The organism is Streptomyces sp. NPDC057877, assembly GCF_042796855.1.
In the GTDB taxonomy this organism is placed as follows: Bacteria; Actinomycetota; Actinomycetes; order Streptomycetales; family Streptomycetaceae; genus Streptomyces.
Genome location: NZ_JBHVMS010000003.1, coordinates 316,276 through 340,051, shown reverse-complemented (window position 1 = coordinate 340,051; position 23,776 = coordinate 316,276). Strand labels below are relative to the sequence as shown.

The window sequence follows — 23,776 nt, the reverse complement described above, 5'->3', positions numbered from 1 at the left end:
AGGTGAGTGCCGGGGCCCAGCTGACCGCGGGTCGAGGGCGGCGCACGGCGAAATCAGCCGAATGATCGCACAGGTGTGCCTCATGGGACATCTGTTATCGGGTGTCGCGGAGCGGACCCGCCGAACCGGGAACACGGCACGGCCCCGGAGAAGGACCACGCCGACCCCGGGGACCTGGCGATCACCGAAGACGCCGCGAAGCGTCGGGGGATAAGCGAGGCCGGGATCATCCGCCGGGGCATCCACCTCGCGGCCATGGCGAACAGGGTCTGGGACGAGCCGCTGTCCTCGCGCACCTTCGCGGACACGGGCCGCACGCCCCGGAGTTGGGCCGCCGGTCGTGTCTCCACCAGTCACAGTGGACGGTTCGGGCGCGTGCGGGGAGTCACCGCAGGGGAGAGGCGGGTGGTGCCCGGCCGGAGCATTTGTCCTGTGGCCAGGTCGCGGTAGAGGGAGCTGTTGGTCAACAGTTCCTCGTGGCGGCCGGAGGCGGTGGCGTGGCCGTTGTCCAGTACGACGATCCGGTCGGCGTGCTGGACCGTGGAGAGCCGGTGCGCGATCACCAGAACGGCGCATTCATGGGTGACGTCCTTCATGACCGTGGTGAGGGCGCTTTCGTTGATGGCGTCGAGGTGTGAGGTGGGCTCGTCAAGGAGCAGGAGCGACGGCCGTGCGAGGAGGGCGCGCGCCAGGGCGACGCGCTGGCGTTCTCCTCCCGAGAGGGTGCCGCCGCGCTCCCCGACGATCCCGGCCATGCCGCCGGGGAGGCGCTTCACGACCCCTTCGAGCTGCGCGAGTTCGACGACGCGCTGGATCTCCGCGTCGGCGGCGTCAGGCACGGCGTAGGTGATGTTGTCTCGTAGCGTGCCGTGGACGACGTGGGTGTTCTGGTCGACGATGGCGATGCGTTCGCGGCATGCGGCACGGCTCAGTTCGGTGGCGAGTCGGCCGTCGAACAGCAGGTCGCCGTCGTCCGGTTCGTAGAACCTGGCGATCAACGCGAAGATCGTGCTCTTGCCAGCACCCGACCGGCCCACCAGGGCGACCTGCTGCCGGTGCGGGACGGTGAAGGAGACGCCGCGCAGTACGGGCCGCTTGGCGTCGTAACCGAAGCGGACGTCGCGCAGGGCGAGGGCCGGATGTTCGCCGGTGCCGGTCGGGCGGGCCGGTTCGCGAACACGTACTCGGACGGTAGGAGGCTCCGCCGGTGCGGGCTCGACGGGCAACGTGATGGCTTGGTCGATGCGCTGGTAGGCGCCCATGCCGCGCTGGATCAGGCCGACGGCGCGGAAGACCGATGACAGAGGGAGGACGAGGTAGGAGGCATAGAGCAGGAAGGCCACGAGGTCGCCGAGGGAGTTGGCGTGGCCGGTGACACGCAGGCCGCCGATGACCAGGACGAGCAGGAAGGAGCCCTGGACGGCGAGTTCGACCGCCGGGCTCATCACGGAGGCCAGTTTCGCGGTGCGTACGCCCGCGTCGTGAGCGGACTCGACGCGTGCGCCGATGCGCTGTGCCTCGCGGTCCTCCGCGCGGTGCACGCGCACCATCGGAAGTGCGCCGAGTGCGCGTTCGAGGTCGGCGGCGATCGCGCCGACGGAGTTCTGCATGTGTTCGGAGGCGGCCCGGATGGCGCTCAGCAGCGACGCCACGACCGCGGCGGCGGTTGCCACGGTCAGGGCGACCAGGAGAAGCAGGAGCGGGTCGATCCACAGCATCAGGGCGACCGCGCCCGCCGCGACGAGGGCTCCGGTGACGAGGTCGACGAGGGCCTGGGAGACCACTTCCCTGAGCAGGGTGGTGTCGGTGGTCACGCGGGAGATCAGGTCGCCGCTGCGGTGCCGGTCGTACTCCCTCATCTCCAGCCTCAGCAGCCGTCCCACCAGCCCGTGGCGGAGTTGTCGTACGACTCCCTCACCCATGCGTTCCAGGACGAAGCGGCCCATCGCGCCCGTGGCTGCTTCGGTGACGAACAGCACGGCCAGGAGGAGCAGCAGGGGCCAGAACGTCCGTCCGTGGCCGCTCACGTCCACGATCTGCTTGGCGACGAGCGGCTGGGCCAGCCCGAGGACGGAGCCTACGAGGGTGAGCACGGTGGCCACGACGATGGAGGTCCGGTGCCCGGTGGTCAGCCGGTACATGGTGGCCACCGCGACCCGTGTCGAGCGGTCCGGGACCCCCGCCGGGGAGCCCGTCATGGGCCGGGCGGCCGGTTAGCCGTCACGGGCCCCACCGCCAGCAGCCGCCTGAAGTAGTCGTCGGGCACGCCTTCGCCGATGGGTCGGCCCTCCGCCTCGATCCAGGCATGCGCGCTGAAGGGGGGCACCATGCTCGCCCCTGTGCACCACGTGGGCCAACTGCCGGTCAGTCGGCACAGCAGAGCCGCGCCCAGCGAACGGGGCAGACAGCCCTTCGGACCGGCGCACAGCAGGCTGACCGCGCACATCGCGTCCCGGGCGTTCTTCGCCTGTGCGGCGGTGGCGGGCGGGGCGCCGCGACGTACGACACCGAGCAAGGCGCGGATCCGGCGCGGGGGCAGCAGCGACAGGACGACGGCGGGAAGCAGCACGAGGCGGGCGGCCAGACGCCGGGTGAACGGAACGCCGGTGGGGCGCTCCAAGGCGCTGGGTGTCGTCATGTGGCCAGCCCCGATTCCCGCAGTCCCTGCACGAGAGCCGTGACGTCCTGCTCCGCACGGGCTCGGTCGATGTCGAACTGTTCGACCAGTGCGTCGACTGCCGCAGCTTCGTCGCCGCCTTCGAGGAGCATCCTGACCACCAGGGTGCCGGTGGGATTCAGCTCCCAGTAGTCGCCGCTGCGCTGATCCAGGAGGACGGTGCCGTAGTCGGTCTCGGCGGTGGAGACGTCGGGGCCGAACCTCAATGCCATGGTGGGTGACTGCCTTTCTCCGGTGGCGGGCCTAGGGAACGCGGCTGGAGGACAGACCGCGCAGCCAGACTTCGGTGGCGATGGTCGAGTAGAGGATGGCGTCGCGCAGTCCGGGAGCGGAGGGCCGCTGAGCGAGACGGCGCAACGCGTTCCCGTCGACCAGTCCGAGCGCTTCCAGCCGGGAGCCCTCCCACAGCGCCAGCAGATCGGCGCGGTGTCGGCGCAGCCCGTCCGCGGCGTCCATGGCAGCGGTGGCCTTGTTGGTGCGGCGCAGACACGCCTCCGGCACGATGCCCCGCATGGCCGCGGCGAGAAGTGGCTTGTACCGCCAGGGCGACACGCGCTCGCTCGGCCGCACGGCGAGGCACGCCTCGATGACCCGGTCGTCCAGGAACGGCGAGGCCATCGGCACCCCGGCCCGGGCCGCCATCCGGTCCCACTGGCGGATGATGCGGGTACAGGAGCGGATCTGTTCCAGGTCGGCGTGCAGGCCGCGGTCCGGGTGCAGCGGCGTGGCCGTCGCGGCGGCCTCCCGCAGCGCCCGCTGCGCCAGCCGTTCCGCCTCGGGCGTCACCCAGTCGAAGAGGCGTGGGGGCATGCCCCAGCCGAGGCTGGTGGTGACGGTGGCGGGGACCGGGTCACGCAGGTGACCGCTGGAGTCGGCGAGCCACTTACCGTACGGGCGAGAGTCGGCCAGCGCACGGACCGTGCCGCCGAGCGGCCACTGCCACAGGGCCCGGAACCCGCGCAGTTGCCGCAGGGCGAACAGCGGGCGGGTACGGGCGAGTCGGTGGTAATACGCCTCGGAGCACCAGGCCACATGGTCGCCACCGATGCCGGTCAGGTGCAGTCGGCTCCCCCGCTCAGCCATGCCGGGCAGGTGGTGCAGCACCCGTGAGCGGTCCATGACGCCGATGGTCGGTTCGTCGAGCAGGTCGTCGATGGTGAGCAGGTCGTCGTACACGAGCGGGGACGCGTCGGCGTCCCACACCACATGGTCGACGTCCGGCAGGTGCTTCACCGCCTGCTCGGCCCAGTACAGGTCGGAGTCGGCCGGGTCCCGCCCCGGCCACGTACTGGCCACCACGCGGGCGGGCGAGTGGTCCGCCAGGAAGCAGATGGAGGTGGAGTCCAGTCCTCCGGACAGGTCGCAGCTGACCACACCGCCCTGGCGGGTGCGGGCGCCTACCGCCTCGGTGAGGGCCTCGCGGACCAGCGGGGCACCGTCGGTCATCGTGCGGACCGGCTCAGGCGGTGTCCACCACCGGGAGTGGTGTGCGGTCCGCCCGTCCGCCCCGACGATCAGCGCGTCCTGCGGAGGAACAGCCGTGACGTCAGTCCAGAGGGACGCCTCGAACAGGGGATAGGGAACCGGCCACAGCAGCCTTACCGCCAACTGCCCTTCGTCCGGCTCGGCCCCGAGCACGTGGGCGAGTACGTCGGCACGGGTCGCGGCCACCCGCACGCCGTTCACGGTGGTATGGAAGACCAGCCGGAGCCCCGACGCGGAGCCCTGCACCCTGAGTCGGCCGTCGAGGACGGCAACGAGGTGGAAGCTCCCGGGAAGGGACCGGGCCAGTGCGTCGAGTTCCCCGACGTCCCGCAGCTTCGCGGCGCGGCGTTGCAGCTCCTCCGCGTCGACCGGGCAGCAACCGATGATCGCGATGGCGGTGGTGCCGACGCGGGCGCTGACGATGTCCTCGTCGTGCCATTGGCCGACGAGCCAGGGGCGACCTGAGGCATGTGTGAGGGTCCGGTTTCCGGGACGGGCGAAGGAGCGGGCCACGGCGGCCGCGTCCTCGCGATCGGTGAAGACCGCGAAGTGCGCGTCGCCGGGGCCCGTCCCCGCACTCTCGTGCAGTTCAGTCATGACGTCAGGTCAAGGACCGTCGGTCGTCAGTTCTTGCTCAGGATGAGCCGGTCGTTGCCGGAGCTCTGCAGGAGCCCGGTCTTCTTCCTGAACGTCCCGAGCCGGACGAGCGCCGGGGCCTCGTAAGCCTTCTTCACGACTACTCCTTAGGGAGAGGTGTCACGACCGTTTCCCTGGTCGGCAGCGCGCAGGGTCACCGATCCACTGCCGACCTGCCCAGGGCTCATCGGGAACCCCCAGCCAGGAAGCGGGCGCGGCCAAAAGATAGCTGCGTCGGCAGATGGCGTGGCAAGGCCACTAAGAGGAAATATGACTATAGATAAACTTCGGAAGTGGTCAGATAGACGCATCAGGCCTTACCGGTTTAGTTAAAGATTCCACATCAAATGAAAGCGCCGACGCAAGCTCGAAAAAACGATTTGGCCTGCGAATCCACACCTGTCCGCCACTCATGTCGCAGCGGCGTCGCCCCGAGTGCGGGACGGAGCCGCCGGGGCGCACTTCGCGTCCACGCTCGCGCTTCCATCCCCGCAGACGTGGTTCTGACAACAGCTACAGGCCTTCCATGCCGTGAGGGAGACCGCTGCTGGGCCGGTGCGCGCGCCGCAGTGTCAGGCGTTCGCGTTCACGCCCTCGCGGGAGCGAAATGCTGTCCGCGGGACAGATGCTCACCGCATGTCCTTACTGCCTGCCGGTCACCACATCGCCATGCTCTGCCACCCTTCCCGCGCGCCGGACCGAGGGAGCGGTGTGAGCAGCCGCCTTCGCCTTCGTCGGCCGGGACGCCCCCGTGTGAGCGCCTTGGTGCGCCGCGTGCGCGGCGTGACCGTGGTCTTCGTGGTCGAAGGGGCTGTGTGTGGGGCCGGTGTGATGAGCGCTGTGCTCCATGGCCCGCACCCATCCAGGTGCGCCCCCTTGCAGGGGCCCTCAGGGCCAGGTGGCGAGGCGCGAACCCCCGTCGCGACGGTGGCTACAGACGCAGTGCGCGGCGCAAGGTGTTGCTGAGTTCGGCGAACTTCTCCTCGGCTTGGGCCGCCTCGGTGCGGGCGGCGTCGGTGACGCAGCCGCGCACGTGGTCGTCGAGGAGGCCGAGGGCGACCTCCTGCAGGGCGCGGCTGGCGGCGCTGATCTGGGTGAGGACGTCGATGCAGTAGCGGTCGTCGGTGACCATGCGGGAGATGCCGCGTATCTGGCCTTCGATCTTGTTCAGGCGGGCCAGGTGGTCGGCTTTGTGGGCGGCGTACCCGGGTGCCTGTGGGTGCTGGCCATGAGGGTGGCGAGGGCTGGCCTGAGCGGTGGTCATCGGGGTTCGCCTCCCTCGTGTGTGCTGCCGGGTGTGGGGGCCGTGTACCGGTCCGCGTCGGCGTCGAACGTGGCGGCGCAGTGGGCGGAGCAGAAGTAGGAGGTGCCGTGCTCGGTCCGCCGGTGTTCGGCGGCGGTGGTCGTGTCCACCCGCATGCCGCAGACCGGGTCCGTGGCCGCGTTCTCGCCGCCCTGGGACGCGGGCTGGTGTTGCCCAGGACCCGCCCCGGCGGGTGTGCTGTCGGCCTGGGCCCGGTCGGCGAAGGTCTCGACCCGGGGCTGGACGAGGGCGGGAGAAGCCTCAGGCAGTGGCCCGGTGTGCCAGCGGCGCAGCCGGGAGGCGTTGGTGACGACCGACAGCGAGCTGAGCGCCATGGCCGCGGCGGCGATGATCGGGCTCAGCCGCAGGCCCCACATCGGGTAGAGGGCGCCCGCGGCGAGGGGGACGCCGACCGCGTTGTAGACCAGGGCGAAGAACAGGTTCTGCCGGATGTTGCGCATGGTGGCCCGCGATAGGCGGATCGCGGTGACCACGCCTCCCAGGGATCCGGAGATCAGGGTGATGTCGGCGGCCTCGATGGCCACGTCGGTGCCGGTACCGACCGCCAGGCCGACGTCGGCGGCGGCCAGGGCGGGAGCGTCGTTGATGCCGTCGCCCACCATGCCGACAACCCGGCCTTCGCCCTGCAGACGGCGTATCTCGTCGGCCTTGTGCTCGGGCAGCACCTCGGCCAGCACCCGGTCCACGCCTACCTGGGCGGCGATCACCGCGGCGGTGCGGGCGTTGTCACCGGTGATGATGACGACCTCGATGCCGAGGCGCTTGAGGGCGGCGACGGCGGAGACGGAGTCGTCCTTGACGGTGTCGGCGACGGCCAGCACACCTGCGGGACGTCCGTCGACGGCCGCGAGGACGGGGGTCTTGCCCTCGGCGGAGAGGTCGGCCGCGACGCGGGCCAGGGCGGTCGTCTCGATGCCGACGTCGCCGAGGAGCCGTGCGGTGCCGACCCGGACGGTGTGTCCGTCGACGGTGGCCTGGACGCCCTTGCCGGTGACCGAGCCGAACCCGGTCGCCGTCGGTGGGTGAAGGCCGCGGTCGCGGACGCCGGTGACGATGGCCTGGGCGAGGGGGTGTTCGCTGTCGGCCTCGGCCGCGGCCACCAGCCGCAGCAGTGCGGACTCGTCGAACTCCTCGGCGGGGCGGACGTCGGTCAGGACGGGCCTGCCCTCGGTGACGGTGCCGGTCTTGTCCAGCACCACCGTGTCCAGCTTGTGGGCGGTTTCCAGGGCTTCGGCGGAGCGGATCAGGATGCCGGCCTGGGCGCCCTTGCCCGTGCCGACCATCACCGACAGCGGAGTGGCCAGGCCCAGCGCGCACGGGCAAGCGATGATCAGCACCGCGACCGCCGAGACCAGCGCCAGCGTCAGCGCGGGCGACGGCCCGAGGGTGAACCAGATCGCGAAGGTGCCGATCGCGATGGCGATCACCGCGGGCACGAAGTACGCCGACACCGCGTCGGCGAGCCGCTGGATGGGGGCCTTCGACGCCTGGGCCTGCTGCACCAGCCGGATGATCTGGGCCAGCATCGTGTCCGCGCCGACCTTGGCCGCCCGTACCCGCAGGGACCCGGTGCCGTTGACGGTGGCCCCGATGACCGTGTCCCCGGTGTGCTTGGTGACCGGCATCGGCTCACCGGTGACCATCGACTCGTCCACGGCGGAGGAACCCGAGACCACCTCGGCGTCGACGGGGACCTTCTCTCCGGGCCGGACGACGATCTCGTCTCCGACGACGACGTCCTCGATCGGGATCTCGGACTCGGCGCCGTCGCGCACCACCCGCGCGGTGCGGGCCTGCAGACCGAGCAGGGCGCGGATGGCCTCGCCGGTACCGGCCTTGGCGCGGGCCTCCAGCAGCCGTCCGAGAAGGATCAGGGTCAGGATGACGCCGACGGCTTCGAAGTAGACCTCGCGCAGGTCCTCCGGCAGCAGGCCGGGGGCGAGGGTGACCAGCAGGCTGTAGCCGTAGGCGGCCGAAGTGCCCAGGGTGATCAGGGAGTTCATGTCGGCGGCCCGGTGGCGCAGGGTCAGCCAGCCCGTCACATGGATCGGCCCTCCGGTGTAGAACATCACCGGCGTGATCAGCGCCAGCTGCAGCCAGTGGTTCAGCATCCAGCCGGGCACCCAGTCCGCGCCGAACAGTTCGTGGGCCATCACGGCGAAGAGCACCGGGGCGGTGAGCACCGTGCCTGCCAGCACTCGGCGCGTGAGGTCCTTGATCTCCGCCTGCCGCTCGGTGGCATCGGCCGCCTCCGCCTGGGCGGCCGTCCGTTCCTCGTGTGGTGGCGGTCCTTCGGCCGTCGGAGCTTCCGCCTCGGTGCCCGTGTCGTGGCCGTGGGAGAGCGGTGGCGGGCCCGCGGAGCCGTTGGCGGGTTCGACCAGCAGCGTTCCGTGGATCATGTTCATGCCGCAGGCGAAGCCGAAGGAGCCCGGTCGGTCGGGGCTCAGCCGGACGGTCGTACGCGTGTGGGCGGGCAGGCCCGCACCGACCTTGAGATCGGGGAAGACCACCCGGGAGGTGCACTCGCCAGCCTCCTGCCGGTCGAAGACCAACTCCACCGGCGTGCCCTGACGCACCTTGATCACGTCGGGGCTGTAGCCGCCTCGGACCGTCACCTCCACCCGCTGTACGCCGCCTTCCCACCGGGCGGCACCGGCCCGGCGCGGCCCGAAGAAATACCAGCCCAGCGCGGCGACAAGCGCGGCGGAGGCCAGGACCACAACGACGTCGACGGCACCCATGGGCTTCTCGCCTCCCTTGGCGGGTCACTCTCCAGCCTGCGCCCGGATACCCCTGCCGGGTAGGGGCTGAACGGCCCACCGGTCGTGGACCGTCCGGCCCCAGGCCGCCCCACCGGGCGGAGGGACGATGGAGGCGGAGAAGGCGGGAAGTCCCGGGAGCCCGTCCAGCGCCCGGTCGCCGACTATTCCGAAGCAGGTGAGTGGCGATGATGTTCTGGTACGCCCACGGCATGAACGGGTGGGGCTGGTTCGGGATGTCGGTCAGCATGGTCGCGTTCTGGGCGCTGATCATCACGGCCCTCGTGCTGGTCTTCCGCGCCGTCAACCGGCCCAACGAGCACACCCACACTCCCGCCGCGCCCACACCGCAGCAGATCCTCGGTGCGCGGTTCGCCCGCGGAGAGATCGACGAGGAGGAGTACCGGCGCCGCCTGAGCGCGCTGGACGTCGGCCCTCTCACCAAAGCCTGAGACCCGGTCGCCCTGGGTGCGGCCTCTGTGCCCTCCGCTGAAGGAGGCCCGTGATGAACGACAAGCACAACTACGGCCTGTACGCCCTCGCCGCCGCGATCCTCGTGGTCGGCGCCCTGATGGTCGGCGTGCCGCTGGAAAGCATGGTCTGGCTCGCCCTCGTGGCGGCCTGCCCGCTGATGATGTTCTTCATGATGCGGGGCATGCACGGCCAGGACATGCACGGCGGCCACGACCAACACCGCGAGGACCGGGACGAGGACCCGCCGCGCCAGCACGACCACCACACCGGACCGGGTCGGCCCTGACCGGACCGGGCCCGGCGGGCGGTGACGCGATGGCCGCGGTGATCGCCTCGCTGGGCTGAAGCCCGCGAGGGGACCGCGCGAGGAGGATCACAGCTCTGCCGCGAGGGCCGACGCGTCCATGGGTACGCTGAGGCGGTCAGTACGAGCACGCTGCCCACGCGGGCGCGGACGAGGAGCGCCCACGTGACGAGCAGAGCAGGAGCAGTCGGCGGCCTGGCACGTCTGCTGCTGCTCGCCCTGCTCCTCATCGGGCTCGGCGTTGTCCACACACTCGCGCACGCCGACGCCCATGACGGCATCACCCGGCACACGGCCGCCCGCCACCTCGAACCCCCTGCGGCAAACCAGCACTCCCTCCACGGGTCCCACGGCCACGAGGCGTCGGCGACGGAGGATGCGCCCACCCGCACCGGGGCGGCGGCCGACAGCGGACCACTGCTCGCCACCGCAGACCCGGAGTCCCTGCCCGACGGCGACTGCTGGGCCTCGGTGCCTGCCGGGCCTGGGCTCGTCCCACCAGCTCAGTCCCAGGCCGGGACCACTGACACCGCGTACGTGACCCCGCCGGTCGACGGGCCACTCAGCCCCCGCGCGTGCACATCACCGCACACACGGGGAATCATGCGGATCTAGACACCGGATACGCGTCGCAGCCGCACTTGCGACTCCTGTCCCCGTGCGGCCTGGCAGCCGGTCCGCGACCCCGACGAGGGCACCCGGCTGCTTCTCCGTCCCGTGTCCTTCCGGGTCGGTGCCGAGCGCCGATCGCGCCCTGGCCGACCCGTGCCGAAAGGTGTCATCGTTCCCGTGTCCCAGCAGCATGTCGCCGACCCCCGCCTCGTGACGGCGCCGCGATCCGCGTCCCACACGCCGCCCCCCTTCCGTCCGGCGATGCCGGAGGGTTCACCCACGTCCGCGAGAGGCGGCACCGCGCCCGCACCGCGCCGCACCGAGAGGGGGCCCGCGAACAGGACCGGCGGGCGGCGCGGACGCCGCCGGGCACCCAAGCGCCCCGCACTGCTCGGCGACTACCTGGGGTATGCCGCGACGTTCGTCGGAGCGGGGCTGATCAGCGGCGCCATCGTGCACCACCCGCTCGACCCCGCCCGCTACACCCTCATCGCCGTCATAGGCGCCGTGGTCTTCCTCTGCGCCACCGTGCTGAACGAGTTCGTCCTGACCCGCAGCCGCCCCAGCGCCGCGAAGGTCTGCGGCGTGGTGGCGGCCTCCCTCGCGCTGTCGTTCGGCATCGGCATGCTCAGCGGCGGGTTGCAGCACTTCGAGGACTTCCCCGAACGCGCGGCGATGCTCATCCCCTTCGGCCTGGCGCTCTCCTTCGTCTCGTACGTGCTGCGCCACCAGCCCGCCCGGTGGCGCGGCATCCTGGGCCCGGCTGGCGTCCTCGTCGCCGTGACGGCGGCCGTCGCCTTCCTGGGCCTGAAGGGCATCGCCCAGGAGATGGCCACCGAGTCGGGCGGCGACGGCCACGGCCACAGCCACGGCGTAGAGCCCGGGGCGGAAGCGGAGCCGGAGACGGGCGGCGCGGACGGACACCAGCACGGATCCGGCTCCACCGCGGGAACGTCCCCCGGAACCGGAACGGCACCCAGCTCACAGCCGACTCCGGAACCGACGGCGACCGCGCCCGGCTCCCAGGATGCCGCCGAGGATCACGGCGCATCAGGACACGGCCACTGACGCGAGGCGCTCAGTGGCCTCCCGTGGAGGACACGGACAGGCGTTCGGTGAACGTCCTGCCGCCGTCGCGGGAATCGTAGACACCGTCCCGGGTGGCAGCCAGGACGTGCCTGCCGTCGACTGCGGTCAGGGCCTGCGGCTGTCCGCCCGGGACGGTGCCCGCCTTCGTCCAGGTAGCACCCGCGGCGTCCTGCGGGTCAGCACCGACCGCACGACCTGGGACACCCGTGCCGAACTGGCCGCCCTGGACATCGCCGTCAGCCCGAAGGACCCGGATCCCGTGCTGGCCAGCCGTGGCGACCGCGGCGACCGAACGGGAGTGAACCGTCACGAGAAGGATCTCTCCATGCGGGGTGGGAGGAGCGGGCTCAGTGGTGGGCGCCGGACACGCCAGGAGGGGGCTAGGTGTGCTGTCCGGACAGCACACCCAGGGGCTGCGCGAGGCAGCCCCTAGCCCGATGTGTCGATGCGGGGTTGCTGTCAGCTCTTGCCGAGGAGCTTGTTCATCTCCTCGATCTCGGCGGTCTGCGCCGCGATGATGTCGTCGGCCAGCTTCTTGGCGGGGCCGTACTGGCCCTTGTCCTTCTCGGTGGTGGCCATCTCCACGGCGCCCTCGTGATGCTCGACCATCATCGTCAGGAACATCGTGTCGAAGTCCTTGCCGGACGCCCCCATCAGCTCGTCCATGTCCTCGGTGTCCATCATCCCGGGCATGCCGGAGGCGTCATGGCCGCCGTGGTCCATGCCCGGCATGGACGAGGGCACGTCCTCGCCCCAGGACTCCAGCCACCCGGACATCGTCTCGATCTCCGGGTCCTGGGCCTTCTCGATGCGGGAGGCCAGGTCCTTGACCTCGGCGGAAGAAGCCTGCGTCGAGGCCATCTTCGCCATCTGGATGGCCTGCTGGTGGTGGGGGATCATCTCCTGAGCGAAGGAGACGTCCTGGTCGTTGTGGGCACCGGCGGTGTCCTCGGCGCTCGCCGAGGCCGACGTCGTCCGTGCGCCGGAGCCGGGGTCAGAGCCGTTGTCGCTGCCGCAGGCGGCGAGGACGAGGGCAGCGGTCACTGCCGTGGCGACGAGGCCGACGCGACGGGCGAGGGAACGGGTGCTGGTCATGCGGGAACTCCTGTGGACTGAATGAGGGTGCGCCAGGGCGCGGGACATGGCTGAGGGCCGTAAGACCGCTGGCCGCGCCAACGCGGCAGTGTCCGATACGGCTGACCTTGTCCTAGATCCGCAGGAGCTGCAGCTCGGCGAGCGAAGGGGGCGACCGACCACCTTCGGGCTCGGTCGCCGTGGACCGGTGGCCGCCGACCGGCGACGCCGCCTGACCGGCCGGGTCGGGCAGCAGCGCGGGGAGGGACGGGCTCGCGCCGATGGCGCCGGAAGAACATGTCGCGTCGGCATGCCGTGCGTGCCCGCTGCCGTCGCTGTCGCCATGGCAGACGGACTCGGTGTTCATCAAGCCCGCCATGTCCGCATGCGCGGCGGCGGAGGCGTGATGTCCGGCAGGGGAGTGATGGCCGGTGACGGTGGCCGCGACGCCTGGAGTGAGGCCGTGCATGCCGAACAGTCCGGCCAGCAACCCGAGCACCAGCAGTCTGGGCCACCGCGTCAGGGGCGATGGCGCAGGACGGAGCTGTGCACGGGCTTTCACAGCTCTCATGCTACGGAAGCCCGGCCGTCCGCGCGGACAGGCGGGCCTTTTCGCCCGGACAGGCAACGCGTCCGCACCAGCCACGTGCCCCTGCCCGGTCCGCCCACGCCCGGCGACTCCCCGGGACCCGCGGAGTCGAAGGCCGGTATCGGTTTCGTCACTGCCGTGGACGGCGGCGTGCGGGTGGGCCGGGGTGCGGACGGAGGCCGACGGGGAAGCGCTGGCCGAGGACCGCAGGGCGCTGACCGAGCTGGCCCGGGAGCCCTGGGCAAGGACGCCCCGTAGCACCGCCGCCGGGCAGTGGCCGCCCGGCGCGACGCCGACTCGTGACGGCGTAAGTCGATGATCCGAGCCGGGCCCGGCTACTCGGGTGCGAAGAGTTGGAAGAACGTCGGGAAGGTGCCGAGGACCCCGAGGCCGATCAGGACCAGGGCCACCGTGAGCGCACGTCCGGTCTCCCGGGGCTTGTTCCTCAGGGCCAGGTGCAGGATCGCCCAGGAGACCAGCCAGACGATCACCGCCATGAGGGTCTTGCCGGACAGCGGGCCGACCCGGTCGTTCCACTGCATCCACTCGGCCACGCCGGTGCTGGCTTCGGCCAGGGTCGTGAACAGGCCCAGGGCCGCGGCGCCGACACCGGCGGCGATGATGGCGGCGGAGATCGGTCCCTCGGGCCGGTCGACGTCCGCCGTGCCCTTGTCCTCTTCCACCGGGGCCGGTGGCAGTGGCTGGTCGGCGTGTTGCGCGCGGTCCTCGTTGTGGGTCATCTCGATCACTCCCCTGCTCACTCGACCGGTGCGACTTTGGTGATGAGGGCGCCGAACGCCCCGGCGATCGCGGCGAAGGCGAAGGCGAGCACGAACAGGAGCATCGTGGTGCGCCGTACTCGGTTGTGGCGGATGAGGGTGTTGCCGTAGTAGAGGACGATGAAGGCGACCACGGTGGCCAGGATCGGGCTGATCCAGGCGATGTGCTCCTTCCACTCCATGCCGAACTTGTGCCAGTCGGCGGTGTCCGGATCGGCCAGCAGCTGCGACCTGGGGCTGTCCGGCACCTTCTCCCGGTACCACGGGTAGACCACCCAGGTACCGGTGATCACGGTCCCCCAGGCGGCCACCGCCATCGCCGTGACCCCGATCCTCAGCCGCCGCATGCGCTCGACGACACCGGTGCCGGTGACCAGCGCCGTCCTGAGCCCGTAGAGGTCGGCCAGCCCGCCGGCGAAGGCCAGCAGGAACACCGCGCCGAGGACCATGCCGTGGATCAGCCCCCACAGTTCGCGGTCCGTGAAGCTCATCACCCACCTCCCTGTGCGTGTCCTGTGTGTCTGTGTGGGCGGAGGGCAGGACGGTGGAACGGCTGTGGAAAGGCCGAACGGTCCACGTCGTGACCTTGAAGGGCCCTGTCGACGCGCGGGCAGGGCCGCCCGAAACCATGATGCGGCCGGTATCGCTGTGGCGCGCGGGCTGCGCGGCGGGTCAGCCCACCGACCAGCCCACCGACCAGCCCACCAGGCCGACCGCCACCCCCAGGGCTCCGGCCCCGAGCGGAGCGCTGGGTCGGCGACGGTCATGGTGTGGGTGTCGTCGCCGGTCATGGACAGGCCGCGCGGGACGACGTCGAGGCCGGGGGCTTCGGGGGCTCGGAAGCCTTCGTCGTCGGTGTGAGGTCAGGACCCCTTCGAGAAGACGAGCACCTCGGTGGAGGCGACGCCCAGGGGTGCCAGGAAGCTGGCTTCCAGGTGGCAGCCGAGGGTGGTGAAGAGGTCCACGCAGGCCCGGCGCGGCATGGCGGTCGGGTAGGAGTCGTGGCCCGCGCCGCCCTTCGTCGCCCAGACGCGCATCGTGGCCGGGTCCAGGCAGGTCTCCGTCATGACGTCGAAGACGATGCGGCCACCGGGTCGTATGACCCGTGCCATCTCGAAGAAGTAGCGGGAGGCGTGGAGGAAGGTCAGGGTGTTGAAGACCTTGTGGGCCTGGACGAGGTCGACGCTGCGGTCAGGTGTCGAGGCGAGACTGCATCCCGCGGTCGGCTGGGCGACCACGCTGAACGTGTCCACCAGGTAGTCGGCCCAGGGCGCGGCCGTCTCGTAGATCTCGTAGCGTCCCGGTGAGCACTCCTTCAGCGTCTTCTCCAGGTACCGTCCGGAACCGGGTCCGATCTCGAGCACGGTCTTCGGACCGGCGGCGAAGACGCCGCGGGCGCGTAGTGCGTCGATGGTGGACTGGGTGGCGCCGGGCGTGCCGTTCATGACCTCGTCGATGTAGTCACCGACCGACAGACCGGCCGCCCGTGCGGCCCGCATCGTTGCCTCGAAAGGGAGGAAGTCGTCCACTCCGCCCCGGTTGTGGGTGCTGCGGACGATGTCGAACCCGGCACGTCCCAAGAGCCGCTTGACCCCTGACTTCAACACGTGTGTTCCCCTCTTGGCCGCCCCCGTCGGGCGAACCACCTGGATCGTCGCCACTCTCGGTGTCCGAAGCGGAAGCCCTCCGAGCGGCTGATGGAGTTCCGCTCGCGCGGAAGGCCGACGTGGTCAGGCGTCGGTCTTGTCGGGCGGGGTACGCCCCTCTCCCTCTCCCTCTCCTTCTCCCTCTTCCTCTCCCGCCTCCTGCGGCTGCTCGGCCTGTGCGGGTCGGCGCCCCGGCCACAGCCGGACGGCGAGCAGCACCAGGGCGATCAGTCCGGCGAGGGCGGCGATGTGTCGTGGAGGCACGCCGAAGTCAGGGGCGTGCGTGATGACATGGCGCGGTGGAGTGCCCGGGCGTTACGGGGCGCAGGGCTGCACGCGGTGCAGCAGGGCCGCGAGCGAGCGCGGTCTCGGCAGGGTGACGGCCGACCGGGGCGCCGGTCCGGGCCGCGGCAGGGGCTCGTTTGTGTGGCGCAGCACAAGACCGATGGCGTACAGCAGGCGCGTCCACCAGCGGCGTGCGGTGCTGGCCGCCGAATGCGCCAGTCCGGCGGGCACGTTGGCCGTACCGCGAAGGAGGAGGACGAGGGCGAGACCGGCGAGGAAGTGCAACGCGGCCATGGCCAGGGGGTTGTGGTGCCAGGCGGCCGGGAGCCGCGGGTGGTCGTCCAGTCGCGCCGCGGGGATGCCCGTACTGGTCAGCTCCAGCCAGCCGGGCAGCAGCGCCTGTACGGCGGTGACGACGAGGACGCCGACGCGTGGGGCCTCGGAGCGCATGGCCGGGTAGGCGCATACGGCGAGGACCGCCGCCGCCACGAGCAGAGCGGGCCAGGAGACCGCGGAGTCCGTCGTCGCGTGGCGCAGCCCGGCGGCGAGCGCGGTGCCCGCCAGCGCAAGGACGATCGCACGGCCGACGGCGCCCTTCGCACGAGGGCGCTGGGCCGGACGGCGGCGGTCGAGTGCGCGGAAGGCCGACATAGCGGGACCATCATGGCCCAGGCGCGGCCGGGTCTCGGTAGGAATGCGGCATTCCTGAAGGGTGGGATGGGTCGCGTCGCCAGTCCACGCCATGGATCTCTCCCGGCTGCGATCACCCCCGTCCCTCGGGGGCGTCGCCCCCCCCGGACCCGCCATGGTCCGCCCATCATCGGGCACCACCCGGGAGGGTCGGAGGGCGGAGCCTCAGGAGGCGGATCGTCCGCTGCGACCGTGACCGCACGGGTCCGGGGAGGTCGGGCGCGTGCTCGTGCCGCTACGGCCTGGGGTGGTCCTCGGGGCGTACGGCCGTCCGGTCGTGCGGGGCGGGGCCGGGGGCGGCCTCGCCCCGCACGACCCGGGGCCGGGGGCTCCCGGTGGTCTCCTCGTCGCTCCTGGCACGGGCCTCGGCCTTGAGGATGCGGGCCGACTTGCCCGCGGAGCGGGCCAGGTCGGGGAGTTTCCTGGCGGCGAGGACGGCTGCCACGATGATGAGGATGACGGCGAGTTCGCTCAGTCCGAACATACGGATCCTGTCCTTGGTCAGTCGGTGTACGGCGGGCGGCCGTCGGAGCGCGGGTAGGGCAACATGCCGTGGGCCAGCGGGGCCTGTCGCCAGGCCAGCCGCGCGGTCTCCTGACGGGTCGGGCCTTCGGCGGGGCGGGTGCGGGACGGCTGGACCCGGCCTTTGGGGCGCGGCCCCGGAGACGCGGTCCCCCTGGTCGGTCAGACGTTGACGCCGAAGTCGGCGGCGATTCCGGACAGTCCGGAGGCATAGCCCTGCCCGACCGCGCGGAACTTCCACTCGGCGCCGTGGCGGTACAGCTCGCCGAACACCATGGCCGTCTCGGTCGAGGCGTCCTCGGACAGGTCGTACCGGGCGATCTCCGCACCGCCCGCCTGGTTGACGATGCGGATGAAGGCGTTGCGGACCTGTCCGAAGCTCTGGCCGCGGTTCTCGGCGTCGTGGATGGAGACCGGGAAGACGATGCGGTCGACCTCGATGGGAACGGCGGCGAGGTCGACCTTGATCGCCTCGTCGTCTCCCTCGCCCTCGCCGGTGAGGTTGTCGCCGGTGTGCTCGACCGAGCCGTCCGGGCTGGTGAGGTTGTTGTAGAAGACGAAGTGCCGGTCCGACAGGACCTTGCCGGAGGTGTCGAGCAGAAGGGCGGAGGCGTCGAGGTCGTAGTCGGCGCCGGTGGTGGTGCGGACGTCCCAGCCCAGACCGACCACCACGGCGGTCAGGCCCGGAGCCTCCTTGCTGAGCGAGACGTTGCCGCCCTTGGCCAGCGAAACTCCCACTGCGTGCTCCTTCTCGATGTGCCCGATGTCGATGTGCCCGATGTCGATGTGCCCGATGGTGGGTCAGGACCGGTAGGGACCCCGTCGTGAATCTACAGCACTGTAGAAGAGGGTGTCCTGCCTTCGCTGGGGGAGTGGCAGGGAAGTGCGCATCCCGGCACCCTGTCCTCTACGGTTCCCTAGCCGCTGCGCTCGTGGTCAGCGGTGCGGGTGGCGGCCCGCGGGCGTCTATACGATGTCCGGTCGGGAACCCGGCGGCGGAAGGGAGTCAGGGCGTGACGGATCAGCGGCAGTCCCGGCGGCGGGGGCAGGGCGAGCTGGAGGCGCTGGTCCTGTCGGTGCTGCGGGAGGCGGACGAGTCGGCGACGGCTGGCTGGGTGCAGGAGCGGCTCGGCGGCGACCTGGCCTACACGACGGTGATCACGATCCTCACCCGGCTGCTGGCCAAGGGCGCGGTCACCCGCGAGCGCGTCGGCCGGTCCTTCGTGTGGACGTCGGCGTCGGACGAGGCGGGCCTCGCGGCGCACAAGATGCGCAAGGTGCTGGACGCGGAGAGCGACCGGCAGGCGGTGCTGGCCAGCTTCGTGACCGGTCTCGGCCCGGACGACGAACGTCTGCTGCGGGAACTGCTGCGTCGGACCCGGGGCGAAGGGGAAGACTGACGGCTCATGGGGGTCTTCGTCTTTCTGCCGCTGGTCCTGCCGCTCACGGCGTGGCCGATCGCGCGGCTGGCCGAGCAGCACCTGCATCCGCGTGCCGCGACCCGGCTGCTGACCTGGGTGGCGGCCGTGATGGCGACGTGCAGCACGGTGTGCCTGGCGCTGGTCATGGTGGTCGGCACCGCCCAACTCCCCGGCAATCCGCTGCCCGACGGCTGGTCCGACCCCGAGGTGCGGGCGGCGGTGCCGTACGACGAGGTGGCCGGGAAGGCCGCCATCCCCGCGCTCGTCGCCGTGCTGGCCGCCTGCGGCCGGACGCTGTGGCGGCACGGCCGGGTGCGCCGCCGTGCCCACCGGGCGCTGACCGGGCTGCCGGGCACCGAGGTGGTCGTACTGCCGGACGGAGTCCCTTACGCGTACGCGCTGCCCGGCGGTCGCCGGGACCGGGTCGTCGTGACCACGGCGCTGCTGGAATGTCTCGAACCGGCCGAACGCCGGGCGCTGTTCGCCCACGAGCGCGCTCATCTGTCCGCCCGGCACCACCGCTTCCTGCTCACCGTGCGACTCGCGGCGCGCGCGAACCCGTTCCTGCGTCCGCTGTGTACGGCGGTGTCGTACTCGGCGGAGCGCTGGGCGGACGAGGAGGCGGCGCAGACGGTGGGCAGTCGTCGGGCCGTGGCGCGCGCGATCGGCAAGGCGGCGCTGGTGTCCCGCGGTACCCCGGCGCCCACGCTGCTGGGGTTCGCCGCCGCGGGACCGGTGCCGCGGCGGGTCGCGGCGCTGCTCGGTCCGGCGCCCGCCGTCCGGCGTTGGCCCTCGCTGTTCACGAGCGTGGGCCTGGCGGCGTGGGGCGCGGCCGTGGGCACGGCCGTCTCGGCGATGTCGTCGGCGAACTCCGCCGTGACCATGTTCTTCATCCTGTACGCCGCCACGCCCTTGTGACCAGGCGGCGCCGCGGACGGACGGGCGTCCGGCCCCCACGGGGCCCCTGGTCGGTGTGCCGGGCCGCCCCTGCGTCAGTCAGGCCCGGCGCACCGGGTCCCCGGTCGGTCAGAGGTCGAACTCGTGCGGCGGCAGGTCGAGGGTGAAGCAGGCTTCGCGCACCACGGCCTGCTCGGTCTTGTCGAAGTCGCCGTCGGCGCCGCCGATGACGATGCCGATCTGGATGACGGCACGCGCTTCGGCGGGCTTCTTCTTCGCCTTGGCGATCTCCTGCATGACGCTCACCTTGCCGAAGTCGAAGTCCGCGGTGAGCTTGTCGAGGTTGTCCTCGAAGCGCCGTCGCAGGTCGGCGGCGTCGAAGTTCTGCAGCACCTCGTTGGTGGCGATGAGCTGGGCCACGCGCCGCCGCTCGGCGGGGTCGATGGTGCCGTCGGCGGCGGCGACCAGGGCGCACATGGCCATGCTCGCGTCCCGGAAGGCTCCGCTCTTGAGGTCGTTCTTCTTCGCCACGAGCTGGGTCTGCATCGTCGACGCGGACTCCTTGATGCGGTCCCACAGGGCCATGAGAACTCCATACGGTCGGTCGGGGGTGCGGCCCGTCCCGGCGACGGCCCGTTGACCCCTGAGTTTCTACACCAATGTAGAAACGGGCAACTGGCCGGACAAGTTCCGGTCGCCCTCCGGGGTTCGTCCGGAAGGCGGCTCGGAGGGCTCGCCGCCCCCCCCGGTCGGCCGTCAGCCCTCCTCTTCCTCCTCCTCGCCCTCGAAGAAGTCACCGACCTCGTCGACGACCTCCGCCGCGACCATGCCGCCGACGACACCGACCGCGAGCCCGGCGGCGCCCGCGGCGACGACGGTGCCCATGCCGGGGCCGGTGCGGTGGCCGTCGTGGGAGCCGTACGCGGCCCGGTGCTCCACCAACTGGCGGAGCCAGCCGTCGACGACGCTGTTCCAGTCCTGGTGCTCGACGCCCTCGTGGGAGACGGTGAACCGGGTCAGCGCGTCGTGGCCGGAGGAGAGCAGCCCGGCGCGCTTGTCCGCCTCCAGGACGACCTCCACGCCACCCGGGTTGGCCAGGAAGGTCACCTCGATCTCGTTGACCTGCCCCGCGTACTGCGGCGCCGGGGTCAGTTCGAGTTCCTGGTAGAAGGGCAGCCGCTGGCCGGTGCCACCGATGCGCCCGTACTCCAGGTCGGCGGACCTGAAGCCGAACCCCAGCTGGCCGAGGGCTTCGAGGATCGCCTCCTGCGCGGGCAGCGGGGCGATGCTCAGCCGGTCCAGGTCGCCCTTGTCCTTCGCCCCGGCGACCGCCAGCTCGGTGCGCACCCCGAGGGCGATGCCGAGGTCCTGCCCGTACAACTCGGTGACCGGCGTCTCCCACGGCAGCGTCACGGCGAACGGAACGCTGCGCGGCTCGCCCGCGGCGAGACGGAAGCCGCCGCCGACGGCGAACCGGTCGAAGACGACCACGCCCTCGCTCTCACCGCCCTCGTGCTCGGCCTCGACCCGCGCCACCAGTTCCAGGGAGATGTGCTCGATGTCGAAGTCGGCGTCCCCACCCTTGAGGTGAACCTGCCCGGACAGGAGATGGCCGGGCCGGGCCGCGCCCGGGTCGAGGACCGTGTCCAGCGTGGGCCCGCCCACACCGAGTGAGCCGAGCAGTCGTTTGAACACCATCGTGGCGTCCGCTCCTTATGTCCTTATGCGTCCGTGCGTCCGTGCGTCCGTGCGTCCGTGCGTCCGTGCGTCAATGCGCCCATACGCCCATGCGCGCGTACGTGCGTGCGCGCGTACGTGCGTGTCGTTCGTGAGGCGCAAGCCTTCTACATACGCGTAGAAGCATAGGGCTGTCGGGCCGGGGAGGGGTGCGGTGTCGGCCACGCCCCGGCGTGGGGCGGGGGCGGACGACGTGTTTTCCGGTTCCTTTACAGTTGGTGTAGAGGCAGGCGATCCTGCTTCCCATCACTGTCCTCACGCATGCTTCGCGCGTTTCGAGAAGGAGCGACGTTCCCCCGATGGGTGAGCCTCCCAGTACCAGCCGTGCCGCGTCCCGCCAGCCCTGTGCGACCGAGGGAGCGGGGGTGGCGCGGTGACCGAGATCCTGCTGCTCCTGCTTGCCCTGCTCCTCACCCTGGCCTGTGCGGTGTTCGTCGCGGCCGAGTTCTCGCTGACCACCGTCGAGCGCGGTGAGCTGGAGCGTGCCGTCGAGGCGGGCGAGCGCGGCGCCGACGGCGCGCTGACGGCCGTACGACGGCTGACCCTCCAGCTCTCCGGCGCCCAGCTCGGCATCACGGTCACCTCGCTGGTGATCGGCATGCTCGCCGAGCCGTCGCTGGCCGCGCTGCTGCGCGGGCCGCTGGAGGCCGTGGGCCTGGGCGGCGCCGCCCCGCCGGTGGCGACCGTGCTGGGCGTGGCGGTGTCCACCGTCGTCCTGATGGTGGTGGGCGAGCTGGTGCCGAAGAACTGGGCGATCTCCCGCCCGCTGGCGGTCGCCAAGGTGGTGGCGGGCCCGCAGCGCGGTTTCACCGCCGCCTTCGGCCCGTTCATCCGCCACCTGAACAACACCGCGAACCGTTTCGTACGCCGCTTCGGCCTGGAGCCCGCCGAGGAACTGGCCTCCGCCCGCAGCCCCGAGGAACTGGTCGCCCTCGCCCAGCACTCGGCCGCCGAGGGCGCCCTGGAAGCGGACTCCGCCGAACTGTTCGTGCGCACCCTGCACCTGGGCGAGCTGACCGCCGAGAACGTGATGACCCCGCGCGTCGACGTCCGGGCCCTGGAGGCCCACGCCACGGCGGCCGACGCGGCGAACCTGACGTACGCGACCGGGCTGTCCCGCTTCCCGGTCTACCGCGACAGCCTGGACGAGGTCATCGGCACCGTCCACATCCGCGACGTACTCGCCCTGGACCCGCAGAAGCGGGCCGTCACACCCGTCACCGACCTGGCCACCGAGCCCCTCCTCGTCCCCGAGAGCCTCACCGCCGACCGGCTGCTGGAACGGCTGCGCGCGCACCGCACCATGGCCGTCGTCATCGACGAGTACGGCGGTACGGCGGGCGTGGCCACCATGGAGGACATCGTGGAGGAGGTCGTCGGCGAGGTCCGCGACGAGCACGATCCCGTCGAGGTCCCCGACCTGCTGTCCGCTCCGCGTACCGAGGACGGGCGCGAGGTCTGGGAGGCGGACGGGAGCGTACGCCTGGACGAACTGGCCGCCATAGGACTCACGGCGCCCGACGGGCCGTACGAGACCGCGGCCGGTCTGGTCGCCACCCGCCTCGCCCGCATCCCCGCCCAGGGCGACACCGTCGACGTCGGCGGCTGGCGGCTGGAGGTGGTGGAGGTCGAGCACCACCGCGCGGAACGGGTCCGCATCACGGCCCCCGACCCCGCCGACGCCGAGGAGCAGCCCGAGGTGGCCCGATGACCGTCGTCCAACTGCTCGTCGGCGCCCTGACGCTGCTGACCAACGCCTTCTTCGTCGGCGGCGAGTTCGCGCTGATCTCGGTGCGCCGCAGCCAGATCGAACCCCGCGCCCGCGAGGGCGACGCACGGGCCCGGATGACCCTGTGGGGCCTGGAACACCTCTCCGCGATGATGGCGACCGCCCAGCTCGGCATCACCCTCTCCTCGCTCGTCCTCGGCGCGGTCGCCGAACCGGCCATGGCGCACCTGCTGGAGCCCGCCTTCGAGGCGGCCCACATCCCGCACGGCCTGATCCACCCCATCGCGTTCGTCATCGCGCTCACCCTGGCGACGTATCTGCACATGCTGATCGGCGAGATGGTCCCGAAGAACATCGCGCTCGCCGCGCCGGTGGCCACCGCGCTGCTGCTCGGCCCGCCCCTGGTGGCCCTCACCCGCGCGCTGCGCCCCGTCGTCTTCGGCATCAACGCCTTCGCCAACACGCTGCTGAAGCTGCTGCGCGTCGAGCCGAAGGACGAGGTCGAGGCCGTGTTCACCGACGACCAGCTGGCGCGCATGGTCGTGGACGCGAGCGAGGCGGGGCTGCTGTCGCCCGGCGACGGCGAACGACTGCGCGACGCGCTGGAACTGGGCACCCGTCCGGTCGGCGAGATCCTCGTCCTCGCGCAGCACATGCGCACCGTCGACCACACCATCACCCCGGCCCGACTGGAACGCGTGGCAGCCGAGGCGGGCTTCTCCCGCTTCCCGGTCACCGGCCTCGAGGGTGCCCTCCTCGGCTACCTGCACATCAAGGACACCCTCGGCGTCCCCGACCGTGACCGCCCCTTCCCCGCCACCGCCCTGCACCCGGTCACCCGGGTGAACATCGACACCCCGCTGGACGACACCCTCACCGCGCTGCGCGCCGAGGGCAGCCATCTGGCCGCCGTGCTCGGCGGGAGCGGCAAGGTGATCGGCTTCGTGACGATGGAGGACGTGCTGTCCGAACTGGTCGGTCCGGCTCCGGCCGCCGGGTGACGGGAACACCGTTCCGTTCCCCGTCGTTATCCCTCCACATACCGTG

Annotated in this window: 26 protein-coding genes and 1 pseudogene; 9 read left to right on the top strand and 18 right to left on the bottom strand. The window is 71.5% G+C overall.

The genetic code is table 11. The features are described 5' to 3' along the window. Nucleotides 1-96 precede the first annotated feature (96 nt). A pseudogene (locus ACFVQG_RS09390) lies at nucleotides 97-318 on the top strand (hypothetical protein); the annotation flags it as partial. Between the two features lie 35 nt (nucleotides 319-353). Here ACFVQG_RS09390 and ACFVQG_RS09385 read toward each other — a convergent pair. The 7 genes from ACFVQG_RS09385 to ACFVQG_RS09355 form a co-directional block, all read right to left on the bottom strand. Beyond that, nucleotides 354-2,198, bottom strand: a complete 1,845-nt coding sequence (locus tag ACFVQG_RS09385) for an ABC transporter ATP-binding protein (protein ID WP_383378655.1) — start codon at nucleotides 2,196-2,198, stop codon at nucleotides 354-356. Further along, a complete protein-coding gene (locus ACFVQG_RS09380) occupies nucleotides 2,195-2,638 on the bottom strand; it encodes a lasso peptide biosynthesis B2 protein (RefSeq protein WP_383378652.1) in 444 nt (147 codons plus the stop codon). Before ACFVQG_RS09380 ends, ACFVQG_RS09385 begins: the two co-directional genes overlap by 4 nt. Then, entirely contained in the window at nucleotides 2,635-2,889 is a 255-nt protein-coding gene (locus ACFVQG_RS09375) for a lasso peptide biosynthesis PqqD family chaperone (RefSeq protein ID WP_383378648.1), read from the bottom strand. Before ACFVQG_RS09375 ends, ACFVQG_RS09380 begins: the two co-directional genes overlap by 4 nt. Before the next feature lie 31 nt (nucleotides 2,890-2,920). Further along, the gene (locus ACFVQG_RS09370) at nucleotides 2,921-4,759 is read right to left on the bottom strand and encodes a lasso peptide isopeptide bond-forming cyclase (protein WP_383378647.1); all 1,839 of its coding nucleotides are present in this window, start codon (nucleotides 4,757-4,759) and stop codon (nucleotides 2,921-2,923) included. 26 nt (nucleotides 4,760-4,785) lie between these two features. Next, nucleotides 4,786-4,896, bottom strand: a complete 111-nt coding sequence (locus ACFVQG_RS09365; protein ID WP_383378645.1) for a keywimysin-related RiPP — start codon at nucleotides 4,894-4,896, stop codon at nucleotides 4,786-4,788. A gap of 833 nt (nucleotides 4,897-5,729) precedes the next feature. Next, nucleotides 5,730-6,062 (bottom strand): metal-sensitive transcriptional regulator, encoded by a 333-nt coding sequence (locus ACFVQG_RS09360; protein ID WP_383378643.1) that lies wholly within the window; start codon nucleotides 6,060-6,062, stop codon nucleotides 5,730-5,732. Beyond that, a complete protein-coding gene (locus ACFVQG_RS09355; protein WP_383378641.1) occupies nucleotides 6,059-8,863 on the bottom strand; it encodes a heavy metal translocating P-type ATPase in 2,805 nt (934 codons plus the stop codon). The genes ACFVQG_RS09360 and ACFVQG_RS09355 overlap by 4 nt, the downstream gene beginning before the upstream one ends. Nucleotides 8,864-9,069: 206 nt before the next feature. Here ACFVQG_RS09355 and ACFVQG_RS09350 point away from each other — a divergent pair, with 206 nt between their 5' ends. The 4 genes from ACFVQG_RS09350 to ACFVQG_RS09335 all read left to right on the top strand — a co-directional run bounded on the left by ACFVQG_RS09350 (nucleotide 9,070) and on the right by ACFVQG_RS09335 (nucleotide 11,339). Continuing rightward, nucleotides 9,070-9,333, top strand: coding sequence for an SHOCT domain-containing protein (locus ACFVQG_RS09350; RefSeq protein ID WP_383378639.1), 264 nt, complete (start codon nucleotides 9,070-9,072; stop codon nucleotides 9,331-9,333). Nucleotides 9,334-9,386: 53 nt separating this feature from the next. Next, nucleotides 9,387-9,641: a DUF2933 domain-containing protein gene (locus tag ACFVQG_RS09345; RefSeq protein ID WP_383378637.1), complete on the top strand. Its 255-nt coding sequence runs from the start codon at nucleotides 9,387-9,389 to the stop codon at nucleotides 9,639-9,641. A gap of 183 nt (nucleotides 9,642-9,824) precedes the next feature. After that, complete coding sequence (locus ACFVQG_RS09340; RefSeq protein WP_383378635.1) at nucleotides 9,825-10,274, top strand: hypothetical protein; 450 nt, start codon at nucleotides 9,825-9,827, stop codon at nucleotides 10,272-10,274. A 258-nt stretch (nucleotides 10,275-10,532) separates the two neighbouring features. After that, nucleotides 10,533-11,339 (top strand): hypothetical protein, encoded by an 807-nt coding sequence (locus ACFVQG_RS09335; protein ID WP_383378633.1) that lies wholly within the window; start codon nucleotides 10,533-10,535, stop codon nucleotides 11,337-11,339. Nucleotides 11,340-11,819: 480 nt separating this feature from the next. On the opposite strand, the gene ACFVQG_RS09330 is transcribed toward ACFVQG_RS09335, so the two are convergent. From ACFVQG_RS09330 to ACFVQG_RS09290, 9 genes are all read right to left on the bottom strand, one after another. After that, the gene (locus tag ACFVQG_RS09330; RefSeq protein WP_383378631.1) at nucleotides 11,820-12,455 is read right to left on the bottom strand and encodes a DUF305 domain-containing protein; all 636 of its coding nucleotides are present in this window, start codon (nucleotides 12,453-12,455) and stop codon (nucleotides 11,820-11,822) included. Nucleotides 12,456-12,567: 112 nt separating this feature from the next. Beyond that, nucleotides 12,568-13,005 (bottom strand): DUF6153 family protein, encoded by a 438-nt coding sequence (locus tag ACFVQG_RS09325; protein WP_383378629.1) that lies wholly within the window; start codon nucleotides 13,003-13,005, stop codon nucleotides 12,568-12,570. Nucleotides 13,006-13,358: 353 nt separating this feature from the next. Further along, on the bottom strand, nucleotides 13,359-13,763 hold the full coding sequence (locus ACFVQG_RS09320) for a hypothetical protein (RefSeq protein WP_383378627.1): 405 nt from the start codon (nucleotides 13,761-13,763) through the stop codon (nucleotides 13,359-13,361). A gap of 17 nt (nucleotides 13,764-13,780) precedes the next feature. Continuing rightward, a complete protein-coding gene (locus tag ACFVQG_RS09315; RefSeq protein ID WP_383378626.1) occupies nucleotides 13,781-14,293 on the bottom strand; it encodes a hypothetical protein in 513 nt (170 codons plus the stop codon). Nucleotides 14,294-14,665: 372 nt separating this feature from the next. Further along, nucleotides 14,666-15,382, bottom strand: a complete 717-nt coding sequence (locus ACFVQG_RS09310; protein ID WP_383378624.1) for a methyltransferase domain-containing protein — start codon at nucleotides 15,380-15,382, stop codon at nucleotides 14,666-14,668. Nucleotides 15,383-15,532: 150 nt separating this feature from the next. Beyond that, nucleotides 15,533-15,712, bottom strand: a complete 180-nt coding sequence (locus tag ACFVQG_RS09305) for a hypothetical protein (RefSeq protein ID WP_383378622.1) — start codon at nucleotides 15,710-15,712, stop codon at nucleotides 15,533-15,535. Nucleotides 15,713-15,763: 51 nt separating this feature from the next. After that, nucleotides 15,764-16,384 (bottom strand): hypothetical protein, encoded by a 621-nt coding sequence (locus ACFVQG_RS09300; protein ID WP_383378620.1) that lies wholly within the window; start codon nucleotides 16,382-16,384, stop codon nucleotides 15,764-15,766. Nucleotides 16,385-16,658: 274 nt separating this feature from the next. After that, the gene (locus ACFVQG_RS09295; protein ID WP_383378617.1) at nucleotides 16,659-16,907 is read right to left on the bottom strand and encodes a twin-arginine translocase TatA/TatE family subunit; all 249 of its coding nucleotides are present in this window, start codon (nucleotides 16,905-16,907) and stop codon (nucleotides 16,659-16,661) included. Nucleotides 16,908-17,107: 200 nt separating this feature from the next. Further along, entirely contained in the window at nucleotides 17,108-17,683 is a 576-nt protein-coding gene (locus ACFVQG_RS09290; protein ID WP_383378613.1) for a TerD family protein, read from the bottom strand. A gap of 275 nt (nucleotides 17,684-17,958) precedes the next feature. Here ACFVQG_RS09290 and ACFVQG_RS09285 point away from each other — a divergent pair, with 275 nt between their 5' ends. Together ACFVQG_RS09285 and ACFVQG_RS09280 are read left to right on the top strand one after the other, a co-directional pair. Then, nucleotides 17,959-18,345 carry a BlaI/MecI/CopY family transcriptional regulator gene (locus ACFVQG_RS09285; protein ID WP_383378611.1) on the top strand — a complete coding sequence of 129 codons (387 nt, stop codon included), beginning with the start codon at nucleotides 17,959-17,961 and terminating at the stop codon, nucleotides 18,343-18,345. Nucleotides 18,346-18,351: 6 nt separating this feature from the next. Further along, the gene (locus ACFVQG_RS09280) at nucleotides 18,352-19,284 is read left to right on the top strand and encodes a M56 family metallopeptidase (RefSeq protein WP_383378609.1); all 933 of its coding nucleotides are present in this window, start codon (nucleotides 18,352-18,354) and stop codon (nucleotides 19,282-19,284) included. Nucleotides 19,285-19,392: 108 nt separating this feature from the next. On the opposite strand, the gene ACFVQG_RS09275 is transcribed toward ACFVQG_RS09280, so the two are convergent. Next, nucleotides 19,393-19,848, bottom strand: a complete 456-nt coding sequence (locus ACFVQG_RS09275; RefSeq protein WP_383378607.1) for a tellurite resistance TerB family protein — start codon at nucleotides 19,846-19,848, stop codon at nucleotides 19,393-19,395. 171 nt (nucleotides 19,849-20,019) lie between these two features. Then, nucleotides 20,020-20,961 (bottom strand): sporulation protein, encoded by a 942-nt coding sequence (locus ACFVQG_RS09270; RefSeq protein ID WP_383378605.1) that lies wholly within the window; start codon nucleotides 20,959-20,961, stop codon nucleotides 20,020-20,022. A gap of 412 nt (nucleotides 20,962-21,373) precedes the next feature. Between ACFVQG_RS09270 and ACFVQG_RS09265 the strand changes: the two genes are divergently transcribed. Beyond that, nucleotides 21,374-22,711 (top strand): hemolysin family protein, encoded by a 1,338-nt coding sequence (locus ACFVQG_RS09265; RefSeq protein ID WP_383378603.1) that lies wholly within the window; start codon nucleotides 21,374-21,376, stop codon nucleotides 22,709-22,711. After that, a complete protein-coding gene (locus ACFVQG_RS09260) occupies nucleotides 22,708-23,730 on the top strand; it encodes a hemolysin family protein (protein ID WP_383378602.1) in 1,023 nt (340 codons plus the stop codon). The genes ACFVQG_RS09265 and ACFVQG_RS09260 overlap by 4 nt, the downstream gene beginning before the upstream one ends. The last annotated feature ends 46 nt before the right edge of the window (nucleotides 23,731-23,776 follow it).